This window comes from Nocardiopsis sp. L17-MgMaSL7, assembly GCF_003182025.1.
Classification (GTDB): domain Bacteria; phylum Actinomycetota; class Actinomycetes; order Streptosporangiales; family Streptosporangiaceae; genus Nocardiopsis; species Nocardiopsis prasina.
Genome location: NZ_QGTF01000017.1, coordinates 17638 through 37707, shown reverse-complemented (window position 1 = coordinate 37707; position 20070 = coordinate 17638). Strand labels below are relative to the sequence as shown.

General features: G+C 69.9%; 20 protein-coding genes. 8 read left to right on the top strand and 12 right to left on the bottom strand.

Translation table 11 applies throughout. From position 1 onward, the window contains the following. Nucleotides 1-59: 59 nt before the first annotated feature. From BDW27_RS23725 to BDW27_RS23700, 6 genes are all read right to left on the bottom strand, one after another. A complete protein-coding gene (locus BDW27_RS23725) occupies nt 60-1034 on the bottom strand; it encodes a glycine betaine ABC transporter substrate-binding protein (RefSeq protein WP_110051809.1) in 975 nt (324 codons plus the stop codon). Then, the gene (locus BDW27_RS23720; RefSeq protein WP_110051807.1) at nt 1027-2988 is read right to left on the bottom strand and encodes a proline/glycine betaine ABC transporter permease; all 1962 of its coding nucleotides are present in this window, start codon (nt 2986-2988) and stop codon (nt 1027-1029) included. Before BDW27_RS23720 ends, BDW27_RS23725 begins: the two co-directional genes overlap by 8 nt. Nucleotide 2989: 1 nt before the next feature. Continuing rightward, entirely contained in the window at nt 2990-4162 is a 1173-nt protein-coding gene (locus tag BDW27_RS23715; RefSeq protein WP_110051806.1) for a glycine betaine/L-proline ABC transporter ATP-binding protein, read from the bottom strand. Continuing rightward, the gene (locus BDW27_RS23710; RefSeq protein WP_017546927.1) at nt 4159-5736 is read right to left on the bottom strand and encodes a GMC family oxidoreductase; all 1578 of its coding nucleotides are present in this window, start codon (nt 5734-5736) and stop codon (nt 4159-4161) included. The genes BDW27_RS23715 and BDW27_RS23710 overlap by 4 nt, the downstream gene beginning before the upstream one ends. 211 nt (nt 5737-5947) lie before the next feature. Further along, nucleotides 5948-7474, bottom strand: a complete 1527-nt coding sequence (locus BDW27_RS23705; protein WP_110051804.1) for an aldehyde dehydrogenase family protein — start codon at nt 7472-7474, stop codon at nt 5948-5950. Nucleotides 7475-7755: 281 nt separating this feature from the next. Further along, nucleotides 7756-8694: an alpha/beta fold hydrolase gene (locus BDW27_RS23700; protein WP_110051802.1), complete on the bottom strand. Its 939-nt coding sequence runs from the start codon at nt 8692-8694 to the stop codon at nt 7756-7758. 178 nt (nt 8695-8872) lie between these two features. On the opposite strand from BDW27_RS23700, the gene BDW27_RS23695 reads away from it, so the two are divergent. The 3 genes from BDW27_RS23695 (at nt 8873) to BDW27_RS23685 (ending at nt 11429) form a co-directional block, all read left to right on the top strand. Further along, entirely contained in the window at nt 8873-10009 is a 1137-nt protein-coding gene (locus BDW27_RS23695; protein ID WP_110051801.1) for a sensor histidine kinase, read from the top strand. Beyond that, a complete protein-coding gene (locus BDW27_RS23690; protein ID WP_040694881.1) occupies nt 10006-10659 on the top strand; it encodes a response regulator transcription factor in 654 nt (217 codons plus the stop codon). The genes BDW27_RS23695 and BDW27_RS23690 overlap by 4 nt, the downstream gene beginning before the upstream one ends. A 104-nt stretch (nt 10660-10763) precedes the next feature. Further along, nucleotides 10764-11429, top strand: coding sequence for a class II aldolase/adducin family protein (locus BDW27_RS23685; protein ID WP_110051799.1), 666 nt, complete (start codon nt 10764-10766; stop codon nt 11427-11429). Between the two features lie 33 nt (nt 11430-11462). Here BDW27_RS23685 and BDW27_RS23680 read toward each other — a convergent pair whose 3' ends face one another. From BDW27_RS23680 to BDW27_RS23670, 3 genes are read right to left on the bottom strand one after another with little or no spacing between them, the layout of a single operon-like run. Beyond that, nucleotides 11463-11729, bottom strand: coding sequence for a helix-turn-helix transcriptional regulator (locus tag BDW27_RS23680; protein WP_017546921.1), 267 nt, complete (start codon nt 11727-11729; stop codon nt 11463-11465). Further along, nucleotides 11719-12576 carry an ABC transporter permease gene (locus BDW27_RS23675; RefSeq protein WP_017546920.1) on the bottom strand — a complete coding sequence of 286 codons (858 nt, stop codon included), beginning with the start codon at nt 12574-12576 and terminating at the stop codon, nt 11719-11721. The genes BDW27_RS23680 and BDW27_RS23675 overlap by 11 nt, the downstream gene beginning before the upstream one ends. After that, complete coding sequence (locus BDW27_RS23670; RefSeq protein WP_370446547.1) at nt 12573-13547, bottom strand: ABC transporter ATP-binding protein; 975 nt, start codon at nt 13545-13547, stop codon at nt 12573-12575. Before BDW27_RS23670 ends, BDW27_RS23675 begins: the two co-directional genes overlap by 4 nt. 264 nt (nt 13548-13811) lie before the next feature. On the opposite strand from BDW27_RS23670, the gene BDW27_RS23665 reads away from it, so the two are divergent. Beyond that, complete coding sequence (locus tag BDW27_RS23665) at nt 13812-14222, top strand: VOC family protein (protein ID WP_017546918.1); 411 nt, start codon at nt 13812-13814, stop codon at nt 14220-14222. Between the two features lies 1 nt (nt 14223). Here BDW27_RS23665 and BDW27_RS23660 read toward each other — a convergent pair whose 3' ends face one another. After that, nucleotides 14224-14991: an alpha/beta fold hydrolase gene (locus BDW27_RS23660; protein ID WP_110051795.1), complete on the bottom strand. Its 768-nt coding sequence runs from the start codon at nt 14989-14991 to the stop codon at nt 14224-14226. A 147-nt stretch (nt 14992-15138) separates the two neighbouring features. On the opposite strand from BDW27_RS23660, the gene BDW27_RS23655 reads away from it, so the two are divergent. From BDW27_RS23655 to BDW27_RS23640, 4 genes are all read left to right on the top strand, one after another. After that, a complete protein-coding gene (locus BDW27_RS23655; RefSeq protein ID WP_110051793.1) occupies nt 15139-15669 on the top strand; it encodes a DinB family protein in 531 nt (176 codons plus the stop codon). Between the two features lie 91 nt (nt 15670-15760). Continuing rightward, a complete protein-coding gene (locus tag BDW27_RS23650) occupies nt 15761-15958 on the top strand; it encodes a type II toxin-antitoxin system VapB family antitoxin (RefSeq protein WP_017546915.1) in 198 nt (65 codons plus the stop codon). Between the two features lie 58 nt (nt 15959-16016). Continuing rightward, on the top strand, nt 16017-16496 hold the full coding sequence (locus BDW27_RS23645; RefSeq protein ID WP_110051791.1) for a hypothetical protein: 480 nt from the start codon (nt 16017-16019) through the stop codon (nt 16494-16496). Between the two features lie 361 nt (nt 16497-16857). Continuing rightward, nucleotides 16858-17628, top strand: a complete 771-nt coding sequence (locus BDW27_RS23640) for an SURF1 family protein (protein ID WP_017546913.1) — start codon at nt 16858-16860, stop codon at nt 17626-17628. On the opposite strand, the gene BDW27_RS23635 is transcribed toward BDW27_RS23640, so the two are convergent. Together BDW27_RS23635 and BDW27_RS23630 are read right to left on the bottom strand one after the other, a co-directional pair. Continuing rightward, nucleotides 17604-18038 (bottom strand): DUF3817 domain-containing protein, encoded by a 435-nt coding sequence (locus BDW27_RS23635; protein WP_017546912.1) that lies wholly within the window; start codon nt 18036-18038, stop codon nt 17604-17606. The two genes, BDW27_RS23640 and BDW27_RS23635, sit on opposite strands and share 25 nt — an antisense overlap. Before the next feature lie 120 nt (nt 18039-18158). Beyond that, the gene (locus BDW27_RS23630) at nt 18159-19706 is read right to left on the bottom strand and encodes a glycosyltransferase (protein ID WP_110051790.1); all 1548 of its coding nucleotides are present in this window, start codon (nt 19704-19706) and stop codon (nt 18159-18161) included. Between the last annotated feature and the right edge of the window lie 364 nt (nt 19707-20070).

Below are 20070 nucleotides of genomic sequence, written 5' to 3'. Positions count from 1 at the left end.
GCGGCGCAAGGGCGGGAACGCGAAGGGGGCGAGGCCCTCGCGGACCCCGCCCCCTTCGGCTAACCCCGGTTCTCGTAGCCCTCCGGCAGCCACTTCTCCCAGACGTCACGGTTCGCGTCGACCCAGGCCTCCGCCGCCTCGGGCGGTGAGACCCCCTCGTCCGCGATCATCTGCGCGACCTCGTTCTGCTGGGAGTTGGTCCACTTCCAGTTCTTGAGGAAGCGGTACGCGTAGTCGTCCTCCTCAACGAAACCGGTCCGGAAGATCTTGTTCAGGTCGTAGACCGGATAGTCGCAGGGGACGTCGTCCAGGTTGGCGTCACAACCGTCGTGGTACTCGGGGAACTCGACCTTGACCAGGTCCACCTCCTCCTGGAACCACTGCGGATCGTAGAAGTAGAAGAGCACCGGCTCCTCGTTGGCGTACCGGCGCCGCACCTCGGTGATCTGCGCGGCCTCCGAACCGGCGTAGACGATCTCCAGGTCCAGGTCGAAGGCGTTGATCATCCCCTGGTCCTGGCTGACGAACCCCGGGGCCCCCGCGAGGAACTCGCCCCTGTCGCCCGTCTGGGCGGTGCGGAACAGGTCGGTGTTGGCCTTCAGCCCCTCCAGGGTGGTGATCTCCGGGATCTCCTCCGCAAGGTAGGCGGGGACGTACCAGCCGATCACCCCCTCGTTGCCGTTGGGACCGCCGTCGACCGCGGTGCCGTTGCCGTCGGGCCCGTACAGCTCGTACAGGTCCTCGTGGCCCCAGTTCTCCACGATCACGTCCATGACGCCCTGGTCGAGCGCCTGCCAGGAGGGCTGCTCGTCCACACGGATGAGCTGGACCTCGTAGCCCATCTCCTCGCGCAGGATGCTGGCCAGCACCTCTGCGCTGGCCTCGTAGCCCACCCACCCGTTCACGGCGATCCGCACAGTGTTGGGGTCGCGGGCGATCTGGTCGGTGCGCACCGCGCACGAGCTCACCATCACCAGGGCCAGCCCCGCCGCGAACAGCCGGAGCAGGGCGCTCCTCCTCAGAAACCTAGGCACGGGGTGCCCTCCTTCCCTGCGTCACCCGGTCCAGGAACAGACCCAGGGACACGATCGCCAGACCCGAGGCGATACCCAGCCCCAGCTCGTTCTGGGCCAGGCCGAGCACCACGTCGTTGCCCAGCGCGCCCGCGCCCACCAGCGCGCCCATGACCACCATCGAGAGCACCAGGATGATCCCCTGGTTGACCGCCAACAGCAGGGAGCCGCGCGCCATGGGCAGCTCCACCTTGGTGAGCAGTTGCCACTTGGTGGAACCCTGCGACGTCGCGGCCTCGACGGTGCCTGGGGGAACCCCCCGGATCCCGTCGTTCACCAGTCTGATCACCGGTGGCAGGGCGAAGATGACCGCGGCCGCCAGGGCGGGTACGGGGCCCAGCCCCAGCAGCGCCACCGCCGGGATCAGGTACACGAACGGCGGCAGGGTCTGCATGAAGTCGAGCACCGGCCGGAGCAGCAGCGCGAACAGGTCGCCGCGCGACATCAGGACACCGACGACGACGCCCAGCGCGATGGTGACCACCGTGGCCACCAGCACCTGGGAGAGGGTGTCCATGGCGTTGTCCCACACGCCCAGCAGGCCGATCGCGAGGAAGCACAGCGCGGAGACCACCGCGACCCGCTTCCCGGCGAAGATCAGGCCGAGAGCGGCGGCGGCGAGCATCACCAGCCACCACGGCGATCCGCTGAGCAGGTTGTCGAGCGGACCCAGGATCCAGCTCTGCGTCCACGAACCCAGCGCGGCGGCGGCCGGGCCGATCGCCGACTCGACCGCCTTGTCGACCGCGTTGACCGGGATGTCGACCCGAAGCGACAGGTCGCGCGGCCAGCCTCCCAGACCGAAGAGGCGTCCCACGGCCGTCGCCCCGACAGCCAGGGCGAGCATGAGCCCCAGCAGGGGCAACCGGAACCGTTCCTCGATCCGGGGCGTGCGCGAACCGTGGCCGACGGCGCCCGTGACCCGGTCCATCGCGATCGCCAGCATGACGATCGCCAGACCCGCCTGGAAGGCCTGGCCGACGTTGATCTTGGACAGGGCCTGGTAGATGGCGTCACCGAGTCCGCCCGCACCGATCACCGACGCGATGACGACCATGGAGACCGCGAGCATGATGGTCTGGTTGACCCCGAGCAGGATGGTGCGCTTGGCCAGCGGCAGCTGCACCTTGGTGAGGATCTGCCACGGGGTGGAGCCCAGCGAGGTGGTCGCCTCGATCGCGGCCCTGCTCACCTCGCGGATGCCCAGGGCGGTGATCCGCACGACCGGTGGGAGCGCGTACACCGCCGTCACCACCGCGGCCGACGCGTTGCCGATACCGAACAGAAGCACGAACGGCAGCAGGTACGCGAAGGCCGGCATGATCTGCATGAAGTCCAGGACCGGGCGGATGGCCCGGTAGAACCCCTCACTGCGCCCGGCCAGGACGCCGAGCGGGATACCGAACAACAGGGCGATGAACACCGAGGTGATGATGAGCGACAGCGTCGTCATCGACTCGTTCCACAGCCCCGTCAGCGCGAACACGGCGAACGTGGCCAGGACCAGCAGCGCCACCCGCCATCCGGCGACGCGCCAGGAGGCGACCACCCCGATCACGGTCACGCCGAGCCAGGTCAGCGAGTTCAGGAGCTGGTTGATCAGCACGACGGCCGACCCCAGCCCCACGGAGATGTAGTTGAAGAAGTACAGGAACAGCGGGCTGTCGTTGCGGTTGGCGACGATCCACGCGTAGACCCCGTCGAGCCAGGCCATGAAGCCGTTGCCGATGCTCGTGGGGAAGCCGCCCGCCCAGGACGGGGAGCCCGCCAGGCGGGTCAGCTGGTAGCCCGCGACGAGGACCACGACGACCAGCAGGGCCTGGAACCAGCTCCTGCGCAGCAGTCCGCCGTCGGTGTCCCTCGTACCTTCCGTGCCGGAGGCGCTCGCCCCGGCTGGTTCGGTCACCGTGGCCATGTCACCCACCGTTCCCGGTGGAGTCGGTGTCCGTGCCGCCGTGGTCGACGGCGTCGTCGGGGATCTCCTCCACCGCCTCCTCGACCATCGCGTCGACCTGTTCGGCGCCCTCCAGCTGGTCCTCGGCGATGGCGCGGAGCACGTCGTCGCGGCCCACGTAGCCGAGGAGGGTGTCGCCCTCCACGACCCGGACCGGGGCGGTGCTGGCGGCGAGCATCGGCAGGACCTCGGCCAGGACGGTGCCGGGTTCGGTGGTCGGGCCGTCGGTGCGCTCGTCCGGGTAGGCGTCGCGGACCAGCCACCGGGCGGTGAGCACGGTCGTGCGGGCCACGTCGGAGGTGAAGTCGGCGACGTAGGAGTTGACCGGCCGGCCCACGACCTCCTCCGGGGTGCCCACCTGGACGAGCTCGCCGTCGCGCATGATCGCGATGCGGTCGCCCAGCTTGAGGGCCTCCTGGAGGTCGTGGGTGATGAAGACCGAGGTCTTGTTCAGTTCCCGCTGGAGCCGCGCGACCTCGTTCTGCATGTCGCGGCGGATCAGCGGGTCCAGGGCGCTGAACGGTTCGTCGAACAGCAGCACCTGCGGGTCGACGGCCAGGGCGCGGGCCAGGCCCACGCGCTGCTGCATGCCGCCGGACAGCTCACCGGGGCGGGACCGCTCGTACCCGGCCAGGCCCACCATCTCGATCATCTCCTGGGCCCGTTCGTAGCGTTCGGCGCGCGGCATCCCGCGCACCTCCAGCCCGTAGGCGACGTTGTCGATGATCCTGCGGTGGGGCAGCAGTCCGAAGTGCTGGAAGACCATCGCCATCTTGTGGCGGCGCAGTTCGCGCAGGCGCTGTTCCGTGGCGTCCCCGATGTCCTCGCCGTCGAGCGTGACCGAACCCGAGGTGGGCTCGATCAGGCGGGTGAGGCAGCGGATGAGCGTGGACTTCCCGGACCCGGACAGCCCCATGACCACGAAGGTCTCACCGGGACGCACGTCGAAGGAGACGTCGCGGACCGCGACGGTGCAGCCGGTCTCGTCCTTGATGCGGTCCCGGTCGGCCCGTTCGAGTTCGGTGCCGATGATGTTGTCGGCGTTCCTGCCGAAGATCTTCCACAGGTTGCGGACCGAGAAGGTGACGTCGGTGGAGCCCGGGGTGGGGACCGCCTCTGCGGCCGGGGCGCTCATCGGGCCTCCCCCTCGGCGGCGGACCGATCCTCGCGGATGAGGTCGGCGGCGCGTTCGCCCAGGGCGAGCACCATCACCATGGGGTTGGGGGTGGGCAGGGTCGGGAACACGGAGGCGTCGGCGACCCTGAGGCCGCGCAGCCCGCGCACCCGCAGGCGGGGGTCGACCACGGCGGTCTCGTCGTCGGCGGCGCCCATCCTGCACGTGCCCGCCGGGTGGTACACGGTGTGCGCGGCGCGGCGGCCGTACTCGGACAGCTCCTCGTCGGTCCGGACCTGCGGACCGGGCGCGACCTCGCGCCTGATCCAGGAGCGGAACGGCTCGGTGGCGGCGACGTCGCGAGCGATCCTGAGCCCGTCCACGATGGTCCTCTCGTCGTACCCGTCGGGGTCGGTGAAGTACCGGAAGTCCAGGGCGGGCTTGGCCGCCGGGTCGCTGCTGGTGAGGTAGAGCTTTCCGCGCGAGCGCGAGCGCGGGATGTTCGGGGTCATGCAGACCGCCCAGCCGTCCCTGGGCGAGTCGTAGCCCAGCCGCTTCGTGTTGTCGTCGAAGGGGATCTGGTAGATGTGGAACATCAGGTCCGGGCGGGGGTCGTCACCGTCCTCGCGCCGCACGAACAGGGCCGCGTCGGAGTCCATCACGGTGTTCTCGGGGACCCGCTGGCTGGTCTCCCACATGATGATCGACTCGGGGTGGTCCTGGAGGTTCTCGCCCACACCCGGCAGGTGGTGGTGGCTCTCGATGCCGACGGCGCCCAGTTCCTCGGCGTTGCCGACGCCGGACAGCATCAGCAGGCGGGGGCTGTCCACGGCGCCCGCCGCGACGATGACCTCCTGGCGGGCGTTGACCGTGATCCGTTCGCCGTCCTTCGTGGTGGCGCTGACGCCGGTGGCGCGGTCCCCGTCGAACAGGACCCGGCCGACCCAGGTCTCCAGCAGCACGGTGAGGTTGCTCCGCACGTCCATGACGGGGTGCAGGTACGCCACCGAGGCCGAGGAGCGGTAGCCGGTGTAGGGGTCGTAGGCGATGGACAGGAAGCCGGCGCCCTCGGAGAAGCCGCCGCCGTGGGAGGTCAGGGCGTTGAAGTCCTCGATGACCGGGACGTTCGCCGCCTCGGAGGCCGAGGACACCCAGTCCTTGACCATCGCGTTCCGGTCCTTCTCCGCGATGGGGATGATGTTGCACTTGATGCGGTCGGCGTAGGACTGCACGGTGGCGTTGTCCCAGCCCTCGGCGCCCGCGGCCACCCAGTCGTCCAGGTCCTCGGCGAACGGCCGGAAGCTGATGAGCGTGTTGTGCGAGGAGCAGCCGCCCAGCACCCGGGCGCGCGAGTGCAGGATGTGCGAGTTGCCGTTGGGCTGCTCGGTGGTGGTGTACCCGTAGTCGAGGTCGCTGTCGAGGACGCTCAGCCAGTCGCGGAGCCGGAGCACGTGCTCCAGGTCCCGGTCGTCCGGCCCGCCCTCGATGACGCAGACGGTGGTGCCGGGGTCCTCGGTGAGCCGGTTGGCGATCACCGACCCCGCCGTACCGCCGCCGACGATGACGTAGTCGTAGGTGGTTTCGTTCGTGGACACGGGCCGAATCCTCTCGTTCGTGTGGCTCTGGGGGATGCCGGGGGGGGGGAGCCGACCTGTGTGTTCTCGGCTGGCATGTGCGTCGGGGTGCCACGGCCTTCGTGGCACACGAGGTGAGGGAGGGCACCCGCCGACGCGGAGGACGGACCCGCGCCGACGGGTGGCCTGCGGGTCCCGGGCGCCCCCTACGCCCGGAACCCGGAGAGAGGCGCTAGCCGAACCACCGCTGCGGCTCGGGAGACAGGTTCCGGTAGACGTGCTTGGCCTCGCGGTACTCGTCCAGACCGGCCAGGCCGAGCTCGCGGCCGACACCGCTGCGGCCGAAGCCGCCCCACTCGGCGCCGGGGAAGTAGGGGCCGTAGTCGTTGATCCACACCGTGCCGTGGCGCAGGCCCGCGGCCACGCGTTCGCCCCGGGCGGTGTCGTCGGTCCACACGCCGCCGGAGAGCCCGTAGTCGGTGTCGTTGCCCAGCTCGACGGCCTGGGCCTCGGTCTCGAAGCGCTCGACGGTCACGACCGGGCCGAACACCTCGGTCTGCACGATGTCCATGGAGCGGTCGCAGTCCACGAACACGGTGGGCCGGTAGAAGTAGCCGTCCTGGAGGTCGGCCTCGTCGGGGCGCCTGCCGCCCGCGATGATCCGGGCGCCCTCCTCGACGCCGCGCGCGACGGCCTTCTCGACCTTGGCGCGGTGCTCGGCGGAGACCAGGGGACCGCAGCGCACGCCCTCCTCCTGGCCCCGGCCGATGCGGATGGCCTCGGCCCGGCGGGCGAGTTCGGTGGTGAAGGCGTCGTGGATGTCGTTGTGCACGATGAGGCGCGCACCCGCCGAGCACACCTGGCCGGAGTGGAAGAACGCGGCGCTGAGCGCGTAGTCCACGGCCGTGTCCAGGTCGACGTCGGGGAAGATGATGTTGGGGTTCTTGCCGCCCAGTTCCAGGGCGACCTTCTTGACCGTCTCGGCGGCCGACGCCATGATCCGGCGCCCGGTGACCAGCCCGCCGGTGAAGGAGACGAGGTCGACGTCGGGGTGCTCGGACAGGGGCGCACCCGCGTCGGGGCCGCTGCCCAGGACGAGGTTGACCACTCCGGCGGGGACGCCCGCCTCGGTGGTGAGCTCGACCAGCTTGGCGGTGGTCACCGGGGTGATCTCACTCGGCTTGATCACCATGGTGTTGCCCGCCGCAATGGCCGGGGCCATCTTCCAGGCCAGCTGGAGCAGCGGGTAGTTCCAGGGGGTGATCATGCCGCAGACGCCGACGGGCTCGTAGACGACCTTGCTGTGCACGCCCTCGGGCGCGGACACGAGGCGGCCCGCGTCCTTGTCGGCCAGCCCGGCGTAGTAGCGGAAGACGTTGGTGACGTCGTCGACGTCGACCCCGCCCTCCTCGATGGTCTTGCCGGTGTCCAGCGACTCCATGACCGCGATCTCCTCGCGGTCGCGCTGGAGCAGGTCGGCGATCCTTTCGAGGACGCGGCCGCGCTCGTCGGCGGAGGTGCGGCGCCACTCGCCATGGTCGAAGGCGCGGCGCGCGGCGGCGATGGCGGCCTCGGTGTCGGCCCTGCCGCCCTCGCTGACAATGGTCAGGACCGAGGCGTCGGCCGGGTCCAGGATCTCCCGAACTCGTCCGTTCTGCGCGGCCCGCCACTCACCGTCGACGTACAGGCTGGTGGCGGTCGCCGCTCCCGGTTCGGACAGGTACGGCACGGTCGGCAGGGTTACATGGGTCTGGTTCACGGACCCTCTCTGCCCAGGATCGCTAGTCACAAACAGCCTCGTCTCGTAGGTCACATACGCCACAACGTTCCCATAACCCTCGCTGGCCAGCCGGAACAGCGCGTCAGGGTACGTCTCGGCCGTGGCTCATATCACCAGCCCGTCTGGACAGACCTACGCCCCGGCCCTCCCCTCGGGTGAGTGGACACACCACCCTGGGCAAGACCGGGACGACTCTTTGACGTGTGTTTGTGCGGAACTCCGACGGTTCCGGTCTTTCGGCACGACCCCCGCCGAAAGGGTCAGGCGGCGGCCTCGTCGGTGACGCGGCGGATGGCCTCGACGGCGACGTCGGGCTGGTCCACGTGGATGTAGTGACCGCTCTCCTCGGCGGTGCTGAGCTGGCTGCGGTCGGAGAGCGCCAGCCACTGCTCCTGGCCCTCGGTCCACACCCGCTCCAGGTCGTCGCCGTACTCCGCGATCTCACCGAGGTAGCGGACCCCGTGCTGGATGACCTCCACCGGGATGTCACCGGCCGGCCGGACCTCCGGGTCGCTGTCGATCAGGATCCCCTCCGGGTTCTCGCCCTGGAAGATGGCCAGGTTCTGCGCCCGCACCTCGGCGCCCTCCCCGGTGGCCGACTCGGGGATCACTCCGGTGATGTCGTCGATCATCGTCGGAGACGTGGCGTCCAACAGCACCAGCCCGCTGACCCTGTCCTGGTGGTCCGGGGCGTAGCGGGCGGCGATCAGTCCGCCCAGCGAGTGACCGGCCAGGACCACGGGACCGTCACCGGCGACGTCCTCCAGGACGGCGGTCAGCGTCGCCCCGGCGTCGTCGATGCTCTGTAGGCCCTCCGGCTGGTCGCTCTCGCCCTCACCGAGGCGGTCGTAGGAGCAGACCCGTTCGTCCTCGGCCAGGGTCTCCTGCACCCCGGCCAGGGTGTCCAGGCCGTCGCCCATCCCCGCCATCAGCACGATGACCGGTCGACCGTCCGCGGGCGTCCCGGAGCAGGAGACGTTGACTGAGGCACCGTCGACATCGAGCGTCTTGGTCCCGGTGAACAGCTGCCCCTCGGTGAGCACCTCGTTGGCGGCGTCCTCCAGGTCCGACTGCACCTCCTCGGCGGCCGACCCCAGGTCGGTGCCCACCTCGGAGAGCACGCCGCACCCGACCAGCCCGGGAACCGCCGCGGCGCAGCACAGGGCGGTCAGGGCGGTCGTCCGGATGGTGCGGAACATGGGGTGCCTCCAGGCGGCGGGGCCGGCCGCGCGGGGCGGCCGGAAGGGGAAGTCGGTACGTACGGAACGCTACGGAAACCGGAGCCCGGAGTCGTCACCGTTGAGTGGACACCTGCACGTAGCTCGCATGGGGGACAAAGGGAGCGTGGCCGTAGCTCTCCGCCACTACAATTCGTCCGTGACCTGGCTCCGACGTCCTCCCCTTCTGTGGCGGCGGCTCGACGTCACCGTCCGAGACCTGCCCCTGGCCCTGATCCTCCTGTCCGTCTCCTGTGTTCCTGCGCTGCACGGATACGGCACCCAGGTCGGCGGGGTACCGGACCGTCCCCTCGACGCCCTGGGCGTGCTCGCGCTCGCCCTCCAGTGCCTGCCCCTGGCCGGTCGGCGGCGGTGGCCCACGCTGACCCTGGCGCTGGTGGCGGCGGGCTTCGCCCTCGACCAGCTGAACGGGTACCACCTGATCGCCGGGACCGCGATGCCCATCGCGCTCATGAGCGCGGGCGTCCACCTCGACCGGTACCGGCGCACCACCCTGCTGGTCGGCACGGTGGCGTTCGTGGCCCTGGCCCTGGCGCTCACCCGTGTGGGCGAGGGCGAGACACCGGCCGAGTGGGTGCTCTTCTACTTCGCACACGGTCTGGCCTGGGGGATCGGATCGTGGCTGCGCTCCACCCGCGTGGCCGAGGCCGAACGTCGCCGCCGGCTGGCCGCGGACACTCTGGCCGCCGAACGCGCCCGCATCGCCCGGGAACTCCACGACGTCGTCACCCACCACGTGACCGCGATGGTCGTGCAGACTGAGGCCGCGCGCTACCTGACCGCCGCGCCCGAACGCCTCGACCAGACCCTGGGCACGGTCTCCGACACCGGCCGCCAGGCCATCAGCGACCTGCGTCAGCTCCTCGACGTGCTCGACCCCGCCAACCCCGCCCCCACGAACGGCGAGGGGATGCTCGACGTGGTGGAGCGGACCCGTCGGGCCGGACAGCCGGTGCGGTTCAGCGAGGAGGGAACTCCGTCCGGGACCCGCGACGGCGCCGACCTCGTCGCGCAGCGCGTCGTGCGGGAGGCGCTGACCAACGCACTCAAGTACGCGCACGGCAGCCCCACCACGGTGCGCGTGCGCCACCGCCCCGAGGAGATCACAGTGAACGTCAACACCGAGCGCCCCGGACCCGAGGGTGTCTCTCCCGGCGGCAGCGGGCGGGGCCTGGTCGGCCTGCGCGAACGGGTCGAGGTCATGGGCGGTGACTTCACCGCCGGACCGCACGGTGAGGGTTTCACCGTGCACGCCCGCATCCCCGCGCGGCGATGAGCACCAGGGTGCTGGTCTGCGACGACCAGATGCTGATCCGTACCGGGCTGGTGACCATCATCGGCGTCCAACCGGACATGGAGGTCGTCGGTGAGTGCGGTGACGGCCGGACCGCCGTCGAGCTCGCCGGGCGGCTGCGCCCCGACGTCGTGGTGATGGACGTTCGGATGCCCGAACTCGACGGGATCGAGGCCACCCGGCTGCTGGCCGGCTCGGGGGTGGAGCACCCCGTGAAGGTCCTGGTGGTCACCACGTTCAACCTCGACGAGTACGTCTACGAGGCGCTGCGTGCGGGTGCCAGCGGATTCCTGCTCAAGGACGCTCCCCCGGACCAGCTGCTGAACGGCATCCGTACCGTCGCCTCCGGCGCGGCCCTGCTGGCCCCCGAGGTCACCCGCCAGCTGGTGGGCCGGTTCGCGGCCCGCATCCGACCGACCCACGCCCCCGAGGCGGACCTCCCCCTCACCCCCCGTGAACGGGAGGTGCTGGGGCTGATCGCCAACGGGCTCTCCAACGGCGAGATCGCCACGAGCCTGTTCATCAGCCAGGAGACCGTGAAGACCTTCGTCTCGCGCATCCTGACCAAACTCGACCTGCGCGACCGCGTCCAGGCGGTGGTGTACGCCTACCGGCACGGTCTGGTCGCCTGACGGGGGGCATACAAATCGGACGACGTGACGTACATTAGGTGTACCTAAGTCGGCTGCTCCGGCTCCCCCGAGGGACCGCCGCCCGCGCACCAACCGAGGATTTCATGCTGCTTGAACAGGAACGCCGCGACGTCTGCCTGACCGCACGCGCCATCGCCCAGCATCCGGGGGCGGCCCCCGGCGAGGCCGGGACCGTCAGCGTCCGCAGCGGCGACCTGGTGGTCGTCACCCCCCACGGTGTGCCCCTGGACCAGCTCCAGCCGATCGACTGCCCGGTGATGTCCCTGGACGACCGGATGCTGGAGGGGCGGCGCGACCCCGCCGCCGAGACCACACTCCACATGGCCGTGCACCGCCACGCCGCCGAGCAGGGGCGCGAGGCCCTCGCGGTGGTCAACGCGTTCACCACCGACACCGCTGCGGTGTCCTCGGTGCTCCCCGAGCTGCCCCCGATCCACCACCGCGCCGCCGGACTGGGCGGCGCCGTGAGCGTGACCCCGTACACGCCCTACGGCACCGGCGACATCGCCGACCAGGCGGTCAAGGCCCTCAAGGGCCGCGACGCCGCTCTGCTCGCCAATCACGGCGGGGTGGCCCTGGGGCGCGGCCTGGAGCACGCCCTGGACAACCTCCGGCTTCTCGACTGGCTCTGCGCCACCTACCTGCGCGCCCGCCAGCTCGGCCAGCCCCGGGTCCTCAGCGAGGACGAACTCGCCGAGGCCCGCCAGCGCGACACCTACGGCTGGGCGGGCCCCGACCCGTTCCTGTAGGCCGACGGGGCACGGACCCGGTCCGTCAGCCCGTCACTGTCCGATGCGGGGGAAGGGTTCGGTGGAGAAGACGACCTCGACCGGGACCTCGAAGTACCGCGCGATGCGCAGTGCCAGGTGGAGGCTGGGGCTGTACTCGCCCCGCTCCAGGTAGCCGACGGTCTGGTAGTGGACCCCGAGGGCCTCGGCCAGCTCCCGACGGGAGACGCCGCGCTCGGCTCGCAGCATCGCGATCCGGTTGTGGATCGTCTCGGAGCCTGCCGCCCTGGCGGAGCGTCCGTTGGTCTTCTCAGTGGGCACGCTTCATCGCTTCCTCTCGGGCCGCCTGGACCCGCGACCCCGACGTACGCCGGGCCATCCGCGGCAGCAACCACAGCGCCACCGCGAACCCGACCAGCGCCCAGACTGCCAGAACCCCGGCAACCTGGGGCAGCTGCCAGGAACCGGCGAGTTCGTAGGCGGCGTGGGAATCCGGAAGCACCGCGGAACGCACCCCCAGGCCGAGCCAGTACACGGGCAGCAGCAGGCCGACGGCCTGGACCCAGTCAGGCAGGATCCCGAAGGGGAACATCACTCCGGAGACCATGACGACGGCGATCGAGGGGAGGATCGCGAGGGAGGCCCCAAGACGCGGGTTGTCGATGAGCGACCCGAGGATCGCCCCGACCGGCGCCAGCGCGAACATGCCCAGCACGCACACCCAGAGCAGGGTGACCGCGTCGGCCCTGCCCTGGAACCCGAAGCCCTCGACGAACAGGACCCCCGGAACGACCATGAGGGCGATGGCCGTGACCGACATCGCCGTCATGTGCACGACCTTGGCGACCGTGTATCCCACCAGGCCGTGGGGGACCGCCTTGGCCCGCAGCAGTGTGCCGTCCTCGCGTTCGGTGGCCAGGACCTGGAGGACGGCGGTGACACCGAGCATGACCAGGGTGAAGGCGACGGCTCCGCTGAGTACCACCGCTCCGATCGGTGCGGCGTCCCCGCCCTCCACCCCCAAGGAGTCGAAGACGACGGCCATGCCCACGAACAGGACCGGCACGTACAGGTAGCTGAACATCTCCTGGCCGCTGCGGAAGGACTGCCTGAACTCGATCCAACCCCGGGAGACACCGGCGCGGACCGCGTTGAACCGGGCGTTCATCGGGTCTCCTTCGAAAACTCGGCGGCGAGCTCGGCTTCCCCGTCCTCGTGCCGTTGGACCATGGCCAGGTAGACGTCCTCCAGGGACGGTCGGGTCACTCTCAGTTCTGTGATCCCGTCCCCGTGGACGGCGTACAGCTCCGCTATGTGCCTGGCGGGGCTGTCGGTGCTGTGCAGGTGGCGCTGTCCGTCGACCGTCCAGGTGACCTCACTGTCCTGTTCGACGAGGGAGGCCAGCTGGTCGGGACTGCCGTCCGCGACGATCCGGCCCCCGGCGAGGAGCAGGATGCGGTCCGCGATCTTGGCGGCCTCGTCGAGGTCATGGGTGGTGAGCACGATGGTGGTGTCCTCCTCGTCGGCTAGCCGGAACACGAGGTCGTGGAAGTCGCGGCGGGCCCGGGGGTCGAAACCGGCGGTGGGTTCGTCGAGGAAGAGGAGTTCGGGGCGGCCGACGATGCCGATGGCGACGTCGAGGCGGCGGCGCTGCCCTCCCGAGAGGGTCCGAACACGCTTGGCGGCGTGTTCGCTGAGGCCGACGAGCCCCAGGAGGACGTCGGTGTCGTGGGGGCGGACCCGTTGGGCCGAGGAGTGGGGGGCGTAGTACCGGCCGAAGTGGTGGAGGAGGTCGCGCACCCTCCAGGAACCGTGGTCGCGCCAGGACTGGAGGACCACGCCGATCCGCGCACGCCACTCCTCGTCGCCGTGGTCGGGGTCCGAGCCGAGGACGTCGACCTCCCCTGCGGAGCGGCGGCGGAAGCCCTCCAGGATCTCGACGGTGGTGGTCTTACCCGCCCCGTTCGGCCCGAGGAGCACGAGGATCTCGCCGCGCCGGGCCGTGAGGTCGACCCCGCGCAGGACCCGGCTGTCGCCGTAGTCCATGCGCAGCCCGCTGACCCGTACCACGGCTTCGCCCTGGCCTCCGGAGGCCAGGGCCTCGGCCCTGGCCAGCCCCGGCGCCATGTGGCTTGTCATGGAGCTCCTCCTTTTCGTTGCCTTCCTTAGATTTTTGATAGTACATGTACTACATAAGAGAGCACAGTAAGTATCACCGGGCGACAGGTCCGCGAGGAGGAGACAGGGGTGGGTTCGGCCCGTGGCGACGCAGGTCAACGCCGGGGACGAAAACGGGGTGACCGCATCCGGCCATGTGTCATCCGGGTACGGATACTCAGGCATACGGCATGCTCGAACCTGAGAATGGTGCCGACTACCCAACCCGCACGGCAGGAGGCCCCCATGCGCTGTAGCTTCATCAGGCTCCTCGTGAACGACTACGAGGCCTGCTTCCGCTTCTACGCCGACACCCTCAAACTCCCCGTCCTGTGGGGCGACGAACAGAGCCGCTACGCCGAGTTCGACGTGCGGTCGGGCACGCGGCTGGCCCTCAACCAACGCGAGGTGATGGCCGAGGCGCTGGAGACCGACACCGCGGATCCGGCCCTGCCCCACCAGGACCGACTCGCGGTGATCTTCGAGGTGGACGACGTGGACGAGACCGCCGCGGGGCTGGTCGCGGACGGCGCCCGGCAGGTGATGGAGCCCCGCGACTGGACGGCGTGGGGCATCCGCGCCGCGCACTTCCGCGACCCGGACGGCTACCTCCTGGAGGTCAACAGCCCCCTGATCCCGTTGCCCGAAGGGGCCTGACTCAGGCCGCGACGTGCTCCATGAGCAGTTCGTTGACCCGGTCGGCGCGTTCCACCCCCAGCAGGTGCGCGGCGCCGGAGACCACCTCGAACCGCGCGTCGGAGATGCCGTCGGCCAGGCGGCGCCCGTGTCCGGGAGGCAGCAGGGGGTCGTGTGCGGCGGAGGCGACCAGGGTCGGCACGCGCACACCGGAGACCAGGTTGCGCTGGTCCATCCCGGCGAGGGCGTCGCAGATCGACGCGTAGGCGCCCGGGTCGACGGTGCCGAAGTCCTCCGTGAACCGGCCCGCCACCTCCGGGCGGTCCTCGGTGAGGTCGGGGGTGAACCAGGGCAGGACCACGTCGGCGGTGACCGAGTCCATCCCGCTCTCACGCACCTGGGCGGCGACGCGGTCCCAGCGGTGTGTGGGCGGGGTGCGGGAGGTTCCGGCCAGCAGGGCGAGCCGCTCCAGGGTGCGCGGTGAGTTGGCGGCGATCCACAACAGCAGGGAACCACCCATGCCGCCGCCGACCGCCGAGACCCGCGTGAACCCCCGGTCCTCCAGGATCCCGAGGACGTCCAGCGCCAGGTCCTCCACCGTGTAGGGCCCCTCGGGCGCCGGGGAGAACCCGTGACCTCTGTGGTTGATCCGCAGCACCTGGCGGCTTCGGGTCAGCTCGGGCATCTGGGGTTCCCAGACCGACATCTTCGTTCCGAACGGCGGCACGAGCAGCACGACGGGCGCGTGCCTGGGGCCGTCGAGCCGGTACTGGAGCGGAATCAGGGCCATGGAACCTCCGGGTCGCCAGACCGCCAGGTTATCCACAGTGCTTTCAATGAGGCCAGAAAACCCGGTCATGGCCAGCCAATGGAGGCCTGTAACTGACCGCCATGCTTCCTAGGGTCGGGGCGACGAAACGGACGCGGAGGAGTTCCCATGGTCGAGGTCATCGAGAAGAAGAACCAGGTCGAGGTCGAGCGGGAGGCACTGCTGGCCTTCCTGGCCCAGCAGCGGGCCTTCCTGCTCACCACCCTCCAGGGGCTGGCCGAAGAGCAGGCCACCCGGCGCACCACCGCGAGCGAGCTCACCCTCGCGGGGATCGTGAAACACCTGACCTCGGTGGAGAACGGGTGGCGGACCTTCGTCAAGGAGGGCCCGCAGGAGGTCGACTACGAGTCCCGGGAGACACAGGAGTTCCACGAGAACAGCTTCCGCCTGATCGGCGAGGAGACCCTGGAGGGCACCCTCGCCGCCTACGAAAGGGGCGCCGAGGAGACCGACACCTACTTCCGATCCCTTCCCCACCTGGAGGTCAGCCAGAAGCTCCCGCCCGCGCCGTGGTTCCCCGAGGACGCCTCCTGGACCGCCCGTGACGTGCTGATCCACCTCATCCGTGAGACCGCGCAGCACTGCGGCCACGCCGACGTCATCCGGGAGTCCCTGGACGGCCAGAAGACCATGGGCTGACAAGCAACACGACACGTCCGGTAGTGCACGTGTCACGCTCCGCGTGCGGGACGATGGGCTGACCCCATCCCCGAGCAGCGAGGAGCGCGGAGTGAGCCCGACCTGGATCGACATCGACGACGAGGCACTCCGGGAGGCCATGCGTTTCTCCGGCGCCCGCACCCGGGACGACGCGGTCAACCTGGCGTTGCGGGTGTACGCGGCACGGCACCGGAGCCGCACGGAGGCCTCGGGGGAACGCAAGCGGAGTGAGCCCACGCCCGGGGCCCGCCGGGGGAAGCAGGCCTGACGAGCGGAGGGGCGGGTCACCGAGCGGGTCCTGGCAGGCCTGGCAGGTACCCCGGGCCGTGGAGCACGGCCTGATCCCGCCACCCGACCTCGCCAAGGGCAGGTGGTCCAGGGAGGCGGTGTCGGATCTGCCCGACAGGGTGACGGGCATCGTCGAGGTGGTGGGCGAGCACCCCGGCCTGGGTTCGGGCAGGGCCGCCACCCGCATGGGCGAGAGAACCGGCCTGGAACTGATCAGGGAGGACGTGCAGCGTCTGGCGGAGCTGGGCCTCCTCCGGCCGGTCGGCACCTTCAGAGGGCATCCGGTGTATCCGTTGGAGGAGATCGACGCCGTGACCGAGGAGCGTGTCGCGTCGGTCGTCGCCGAGCGCCTGGACTGGATCGCGCAGAGCCTCACCCACAAGGAGGCGGCCGCACTGCTCGGCTGCTCCAGGGGGATGTTCGAAGTGACCGCCGAGCGCATGGGGTTGCTGCCGGGCCGACTCGATCGCTTCAGCAGGGCCGATGTCGAACTCGTCGGTTCGGAGCTCAAACCCTGATCTCCGGCGAACGAGAACGGGGACGTTCCCACTGAACAGTGGAAACGTCCCCGTCTACGAGGTGGCGAGGGTCGCCTCCGCATCCCCCCTCAAAGTACGGAGGCAACCCTCGCTCTGGGAAGCGGCCTGCGACTCCTCCCCCCTGGAGTCGCGGCCTTAAAGGTCTGCCACGTGGAAGCGATCTTGTCGTTCCGCGTTGTTAGAGACACTACCCACCACACCCATGAATAACAACCCTGTGTCACGAGAAACTACTTAAAGTGATCGTCATTCCTGGGGCGTGGCACGACCAAGGGGGGTGTGGGCATTGTCAACACGGGGTCATGAGCGGCCGCTCGGAGGGCGGACATAGCCTGGTCGGGTGAGATCTCCGCTCTTCAGCCCGCGCTGGGTCGGCCTGCATCTGCTGGCCGTCCTCGTGGTCGTCGTGTGCGTCGCGGGCACCTACTGGCAGGGCACCCGCGCCTTCGAACCCGACCGCGACGTCATCACCAACCCGGTCGAGGACCTGGCCGACGCCATCCCCGTCTCCGACCTGGGTGAACCCGGCGAGTTCCTGCACCCGAACCTCACGACCAACACGGCGGTCGAGGTATCCGGACACTTCGACGCGGAGTCCCAGCTCCTCGTGCCCCGGCGCCTGGACGGGGTCGAGGGCTACGTGCTGGTCCTTCCCCTCGTCACCGAGGAAGGGGTGGCCATGACCGTCAGCCGTGGCTGGACGGAGGACGGCACCGGGCTGCCGCCCGTTCCCGAGGGGGACGTCACCGTCACCGGTTGGCTCCAGCCTCCGCAGGACGCGGCGGAGGGGGTCGTCCCCATGGGCTCACCCGAGGTGGGGACGGTCGAGCGGATCGCCCCGTCCGTGCTGGTCGGAGAGTGGGACCAGCGCCTCTACGCGGCCTACGTCACCCTGCCCGAGAGCGAGCCCGCCGTCGACGGGCTCACCCCGGTGCCTCCGCCCGAACCGCCCACGGAGTTCACGGTCAACTGGCGCAGCCTCAGCTACGCCGTGCAGTGGGCCATGTTCGGCGTCTCCGCCGTGGTCTTCTGGATCATCCTCATGCGCCGCGAACTGGCGGAGGGACGCACCCGGAAGACCGGGGATCAGCCCGTGGTCGCGGGCTCCTGAGCCTGCCCGGTCTCCCTTCCGGCGGCCAGGTCCCCGGCCTGCTCGGACCTGACCACCCGGTGCTCGACCACGAAGCCGAGGACCGGGACGGTGCCCGCGAGCACGACGCCCAGGGTGCGGCCCGCGCCCCAGCGGCGGTCGAGGGCCACCCACAGGACGACCAGCACGTACGCCATGTAGATGTAGCCGTGCGGCATGACGATGTAGAGCATCAGCGGCGACTCGGGGCCGAACCAGTGCTCCCAGCCCCGGGGAGCGCCGACCAGGTGGAACATGGAGTCCTCGCCCACCAGGTACTTCGCCGGCATGGCCAGGAAGGTCAGACCCAACAGGAAGACTCCCGTGATGTACGCGAGCACCCGGTACAACGCGAACGACACACGCCTCTTGTCCACTGCGACTTCACCCATTCAACGACTGCGCCCCGAGGAGGGTCGGGGCCCCTCCATCGAGGCTAAGCGGTGTCCGGGACGGTGGGCCCCTGGGGTGGACATGCTCGGAGAATCTCACATACCCGCAGGTCGCGACGGCTACCTGGGATCCCTTTGGGAGACCCGGGTGGGGCTGCTCCACCGTCCGTCGGACTCGGCGGTCCAGGCCTTGGGGATCATCCGCAGGGCCAGGTAGGAGTCCACGATCCGGATCGGGAAGAAGAACAGGCCGTAGAAGAGGTACGAGGGCCGCCGCCGGACCATGGTCATGACGCAGGTGAGCACGTAGTCCGGGACGAGCAGGCCGATGGCCAGGGCCGTCAGCGGCAGGAACGCCGTCACCGCCGTGAACCCGTCGGACAGGAACGGCACCCCCGCCAGCACCTCGCCGCCGAACGTGCCCAGCAGCACGAACAGGGCGATCGCCACGGTCACCAGGAACAGCACCGAGACCAGCACGACCTCCACGATGTACAGGGCCAGGGCCGCCCAGAACAGACTCGGCCACACCTTGTGCCTGCGCACCGTCTGCCAGAAGCCGAGGGTCCAGCGGCCCACCTGCTTGCGGTAGTCCCCGAACGTGAACGGGTCCTGGCTGTAGGCCTTGGTGTCCGGCCGCATCGAGATCCGGCCGAGGCGCTTGTGGTGCACCTCGAAGGTCATGTTGAAGTCCTCGATCACCAGTCCCGGGGGGTTGACGGTGATCTCCCTCAGGGCGCGGCTGCGGTACACGCTCGCGAACCCCGGCACGATGAAGGCGACGTTGGCCCGCTTCCAGGTCTGCCCGAAGCGCATGAAGTACTGGAGCATGAAGTAGAGGCGGTCCCGGTAGGCCGAGATGATCCGCCCGACCAGGCCGCGCTCCCCGGGCTTCCACTCCGAGACGACGAAGCCCGCGACGGCGGCCACACCGGGGTCCTGGAGTTGACGTTTGGCGCCCTCCACGTACCCTGCGTCGAGTTCCGTGTCGGCGTCCAGAATCAGGACACCGTCGTAGTTTTCGGTCAGTGAGAATTCCTCGATGACCGCCTCGATGGCCCCCGCCTTGCCCCGGTTGGTGAGGAGTTCGAGGACGTTCACACCGGTCCTGGCCGCGATGTCGGCCGTCGCGTCCCTGGACGAGTCCGAGACGACGTAGACGTCCCAACGGTCGAACAGGCCGAGGGCTGAGGAGATCGCGGCGTCGATCACCGGCTCCTCGTTGTGGGCCGGGATGATGACGGCGAGGGTGATGTCCTCGGGGGCCTCCGCCACCAGCGCCCCTCCCGGGGTCACGGTGTCGACGGCGCCCGTCTCGGCGGACCCAGTTCCCCCTTCGGCCATCGGCGCGGCACCCCCGGGCGCGCCCGCCCCCACGAGCAGCCGCTGCCGTTCGCGGCCCCCGGCGACGCTCCGCCTCCGGTCCTCGGGGCGTCGGCGCAGGGCGGCACGCGCCCCGCCCTCGGCCAGCCTGATCAGGCCGACCACGGTCCACAGCAGCAGGTTGAGGCCGAAGGCCATCCACAGGAAGACGTACCCGAGGGCGCCGATCCCCGCGGCGGCGGCCATGGTTGACGCGAAGTCGAACCAGTAGACGAAGAGTGCGACGGCCAGCACCAGGGCGATCAGCCCGGTCAGCAGCCCACCGATGAAACGCGCGATACGCACAGCCCTGCGACCCTCCGAATGTTATCGGTTTCGGACCGACATTAACCCGCAAAGTCGGCGATAGGTTGACGTCCTACACGACTGGTGGGTTCACCCGGGTTCGCGTCCTATGTAGGCCACGCAAATCGTATACACGGGCTTGCGTGAGGTGGTACCCATTAGAAGATATTTGCGGCGAGGTGCCGGTGGCCACCGCCCCCGGTTTATACGAGGCCCCATGGGGTCCCGATAAAACCCCTCGCGGCCGACCGACGAGTTAAGGAGAACGCCCGGCGTGATCGGCGAGCCACGATCCCCCGCGCCAGATCCCGCGCACGGGGGCCCGGGTCCTGACCTCGGGAGCCCCGTCCCGAACAGCGATGAC

Excerpts from the sequence above, each read along its gene's own strand:
- BDW27_RS23720 (WP_110051807.1), bottom strand. The coding sequence starts at position 2,988 with ATGGCCACGGTGACCGAACCAGCCGGGGCGAGCGCCTCCGGCACGGAA.
- BDW27_RS23715 (WP_110051806.1), bottom strand. The coding sequence starts at position 4,162 with ATGAGCGCCCCGGCCGCAGAGGCGGTCCCCACCCCGGGCTCCACCGAC.
- BDW27_RS23700 (WP_110051802.1), bottom strand. The coding sequence starts at position 8,694 with ATGTTCCGCACCATCCGGACGACCGCCCTGACCGCCCTGTGCTGCGCC.
- BDW27_RS23690 (WP_040694881.1), top strand. The coding sequence starts at position 10,006 with ATGAGCACCAGGGTGCTGGTCTGCGACGACCAGATGCTGATCCGTACC.
- BDW27_RS23685 (WP_110051799.1), top strand. The coding sequence starts at position 10,764 with ATGCTGCTTGAACAGGAACGCCGCGACGTCTGCCTGACCGCACGCGCC.
- BDW27_RS23675 (WP_017546920.1), bottom strand. The coding sequence starts at position 12,576 with ATGAACGCCCGGTTCAACGCGGTCCGCGCCGGTGTCTCCCGGGGTTGG.
- BDW27_RS23670 (WP_370446547.1), bottom strand. The coding sequence starts at position 13,547 with ATGACAAGCCACATGGCGCCGGGGCTGGCCAGGGCCGAGGCCCTGGCC.
- BDW27_RS23665 (WP_017546918.1), top strand. The coding sequence starts at position 13,812 with ATGCGCTGTAGCTTCATCAGGCTCCTCGTGAACGACTACGAGGCCTGC.
- BDW27_RS23660 (WP_110051795.1), bottom strand. The coding sequence starts at position 14,991 with ATGGCCCTGATTCCGCTCCAGTACCGGCTCGACGGCCCCAGGCACGCG.
- BDW27_RS23655 (WP_110051793.1), top strand. The coding sequence starts at position 15,139 with ATGGTCGAGGTCATCGAGAAGAAGAACCAGGTCGAGGTCGAGCGGGAG.
- BDW27_RS23635 (WP_017546912.1), bottom strand. The coding sequence starts at position 18,038 with ATGGGTGAAGTCGCAGTGGACAAGAGGCGTGTGTCGTTCGCGTTGTAC.